The sequence below is a fragment of the Petrotoga sp. 9PW.55.5.1 genome (assembly GCF_003265365.1).
Taxonomy (GTDB): Bacteria; Thermotogota; Thermotogae; order Petrotogales; family Petrotogaceae; genus Petrotoga.
Window position 1 is genome coordinate 1 of record NZ_AUPM01000022.1, and the last position, 3,404, is coordinate 3,404.

The 3,404-nt window shown below is 29.6% G+C and carries 4 protein-coding genes; all 4 read right to left on the bottom strand.

What is annotated here, in order from left to right; genetic code table 11:
• Positions 1 to 243: 243 nt before the first annotated feature.
• The 4 genes from PW5551_RS03720 to PW5551_RS03735 are packed head-to-tail and all read right to left on the bottom strand — an operon-like array spanning position 244 to position 3,010.
• Complete coding sequence (locus tag PW5551_RS03720; RefSeq protein ID WP_113074470.1) at positions 244 to 1,071, bottom strand: ABC transporter ATP-binding protein; 828 nt, start codon at positions 1,069 to 1,071, stop codon at positions 244 to 246.
• Entirely contained in the window at positions 1,068 to 1,667 is a 600-nt protein-coding gene (locus tag PW5551_RS03725; RefSeq protein ID WP_113074471.1) for a hypothetical protein, read from the bottom strand. The genes PW5551_RS03720 and PW5551_RS03725 overlap by 4 nt, the downstream gene beginning before the upstream one ends.
• Positions 1,648 to 2,016, bottom strand: coding sequence for a GntR family transcriptional regulator (locus PW5551_RS03730; RefSeq protein WP_113074472.1), 369 nt, complete (start codon positions 2,014 to 2,016; stop codon positions 1,648 to 1,650). The genes PW5551_RS03725 and PW5551_RS03730 overlap by 20 nt, the downstream gene beginning before the upstream one ends.
• A 13-nt stretch (positions 2,017 to 2,029) precedes the next feature.
• Positions 2,030 to 3,010: a hypothetical protein gene (locus tag PW5551_RS03735; RefSeq protein ID WP_113074473.1), complete on the bottom strand. Its 981-nt coding sequence runs from the start codon at positions 3,008 to 3,010 to the stop codon at positions 2,030 to 2,032.
• Between the last annotated feature and the right edge of the window lie 394 nt (positions 3,011 to 3,404).

Below are 3,404 nucleotides of genomic sequence, written 5' to 3' on the forward strand. Positions count from 1 at the left end.
ATGCTGCAGACGGGGTAGTCATTCTTAAATTTGCTTTTAGCAAATTGAAAATCCAATTCAAAAGCAACTACCCCGTCTGTGACCACACCCCGTCAGACTTTCAGTCTGACACCCCTCTCAAGAGGGGAATTCTATTATATTAACCCTTCAAAAAGGGGAATTAAAGCTAATTTCCCAAAAAATCTTTTTTCATATTTTTTCTGTCTACTATATTGACTTAAGTCCAAATTGGCAAAAATTTTTTTAAGATTTTTTAACACCAAACGGGGTGAAAGAGGGGGTACTTCTTAAATATCCTAATACTATTTCATTAAATGTTGGAAATCTTCCAATTTCATCTTTTGTTCTTACCAATACCTCTTCTTCAAAATTTGAAACTACCTCTCCGTTTGGTATCGGTTCACCCTTTCTAATCATTCTGTGTTTTTCTTTAGCTGAGTCCATATCATCAGAATACAATATTTTTCCTTCTTTGATTATCGCAAATGATGTAGAAATCTCTTCAAGTTCGTATATTTCGTGTGATGAGATTACTATAGTTTTATTAGTTTCATTAGCATACCTTCTTAAAATCCCTAAAGCTTCTGCCCTTATAACTGGATCAAGGTTTTGTGTGGGTTCATCTAAAAGCAAAAGATCTGCGTTACTTGAAATAGTCAAGGCTAAATAAAATAATGTTTTCATACCCATAGAGTACCTTTCTACTTTTTGGTTCATATCTAAATTATAATGCAAAACAAAATTTGAAAATGTTTCTTCGTTGAAATTCGGATACAACATTTGCCAAATTTTCAGATAATCGCTTCCTTTGAAATTTGAAAAAGTTAACCTATCTTCCGTCATTACAGAAATTTTTTCTTTTATTCTTGGATTCAGAGTTTCGGAAAATAATTTTATCTCCCCATTCTCAGGTTTTAACTCACCATACAAACATCTTAACGTAGTCGTTTTTCCAGCCCCGTTAGGGCCTATCAGTGAAAATATTTCTCCCTCATCTACATTTAAATTAATCTTATTCAAAACTGGTTTAGAATGAAAGCTCTTAACCAAATCTTTTACTTCAACTATCATTTTTGAACACCTCTCTTTTCTAATAAGTACAAAGATATTATCAAAAGAATCAGAGAAAACACAAAACTAGCCAAGATATTTCCTTGATGATACGGGCTAATTAGATAATATGGATTAACTATAATGCTTGAACCAAATCCTCCTAAAATAAAATCTAAAATCAACACTAAAAATGGGATTCCAAATGTATCTCCACCTAAAGTCACGGAAATAATTATTATTGCAAAGTAAGCCGTTGCGAATATGAGGGCTTGAAATACTTCTAATAAAGCTAAAAATCCATAAGCATTACCAAAATTTATAAAAGCTGAACCAATGGTTCCAGGAATTGCTATCAAAAGAATCGATAAGATAAAAGATGAGAAAAATATTTCTCTATAAGAAAACGGTAAAGAAATCAAAAGTGAAAACTTTTTATTTCTTATATCGTATCCAAGCATGTTCGTTAAAAACAAAAATACAAAAAAAGCAGATAAAAAAGAAATATCAAAAGGTACTAAAAACAAAAATAACAACGAAAACAAAAATATTCTCCCACTTTTTTCTGTAAATTCCTTTTGGAAATATACCTCTAATTTATTCAGAAAATTGGACATCTTTCCATACCTCCTCTAATATTAATTTCACAGTTTCAAGATCTATCTCTTCTTTTTTCATTTTTTCTACAAAGTCTCTTATATCGTTAAAAACACTTTTTTTCAAATCTACATTGGTAGATATAAAAAATCCTACACCATGTTGTGCTACCAAATAACCTTCTATTTCTAACTTTTCTAAGGCCCTCAAAATAGTATTCACGTTAACCTTGAAAATTTTACTTAACTCCCTCACAGGAGGCAAACTATCGCCTTTCTTTAAATTACCTATTATTATTTCTTTTTTTATCTGATTCATTATTTGAATATATGATGGGATTCCACTGTGTTTGTCTACTTCATAAAACATGATTACATCCCTTTCAAAATTTTTGTCTTCTGATCGTTATTTTTCCTGTGGTATTTATATCTATCTTTCCTTCGTTTATTGATGGTTCTAATATAGTTACATCACCATAAGTTCCGTTTAATGTTAAATTTCTTGTTCCTGACCAGTAATCTTGATATTTTATAGAAAGTTGCATAGCAGTACTTGCAATAAAAATATTTTCTGCACCTATTACCGACAAATTAATTTGCATTCCAGTACCAGAGATGTTAATCTCTTTAGCTTCTATTAATCCTCTCCACGTAATTCCCGTTGCTCTAACTTCAACGTTATCAGCATGTATATCATTATTAATAGTTAATCCTATCGCTTCTATAACTAAAGTTGATGCAAAAATATTTGCGTTACAACTTACTCCAGTTGCGTTTATATAAAAATCCTCTACTTTAAGATCTCCTTTTATCACCACTGCAGTTGAGTCAATTTTTATACTTTTGTAAGGATTTTTTGTTCCAACAATTATAACTACTTTTTCGTTTTCCATGCCGTTATAAGTTAATGTTAATACATCCTGATTTCTTCTTTCGCGAACACGATTTGGAATATATATTTGATCTGATGTATTATCAAAAATTATTTCATAATTCTTACCTTTGATCTCTAGATGTTCTGCACCTTCAATATACCTGTCAGGTTCAATAGTTATAGTATTATTACCTTTATTATAATTATAATTATAGTTCCGATAGTAATTTCCATCATTTTCAAGAAGATTGTTCCATAAGTTTCCCCATTCATGTTGATTCATAAAATTTAAAAAGATGCTAGCAGGAATTATAAAGAAGACTACAGCCAAAATAACAAAAAGTACTTTATGCTTTGTAAAATTCATTGCAAAAACTACAATAGCAATAAAAGAAAACACAACTTTCAAAAATATTGAAGGAATAAAGATAGCTAGTATACCAAATATTAACGCAATAACAAAACTAACAAAATAATGCCCTTTTTTCATAAATTATCACTCCCTTACATTTAAAATCATCTTTCTCTCTTATAAAACAATAATAAAGTCAACAAGTATAGTTTAATATAACTAGCACTTTAGTGTTATAGTTAACTATAACACATTTTTTAAAAAATGTCAAGTAAATTATTCTTTTCTATGAAAAAATGATAAATTACATAGGAGATAATCTATTGGAAATCACATTAGACGAACTAAAAGAAATTTTGAAATAAAAGTATAAAACTTTCTAAATAAATATTAATTTACTTTTTGAAAAGATTTAGGGTTAATTCCCCTTTTTGAAGGGGTGGCTGTGACGCTTTTTGTCACAGACGGGGTAGTTGCTTTTGAATTGGATTTTCAATTTGCTAAAAGCAAATTAAAGAGAGACTACCCCGTC

What these genes read in the sequence shown, in the direction of transcription:
- PW5551_RS03720 (WP_113074470.1), bottom strand. Translation starts at nt 1,071, where the DNA reads ATGATAGTTGAAGTAAAAGATTTGGTTAAGAGCTTTCATTCTAAACCA.
- PW5551_RS03725 (WP_113074471.1), bottom strand. Translation starts at nt 1,667, where the DNA reads ATGTCCAATTTTCTGAATAAATTAGAGGTATATTTCCAAAAGGAATTT.
- PW5551_RS03730 (WP_113074472.1), bottom strand. Translation starts at nt 2,016, where the DNA reads ATGTTTTATGAAGTAGACAAACACAGTGGAATCCCATCATATATTCAA.
- PW5551_RS03735 (WP_113074473.1), bottom strand. Translation starts at nt 3,010, where the DNA reads ATGAAAAAAGGGCATTATTTTGTTAGTTTTGTTATTGCGTTAATATTT.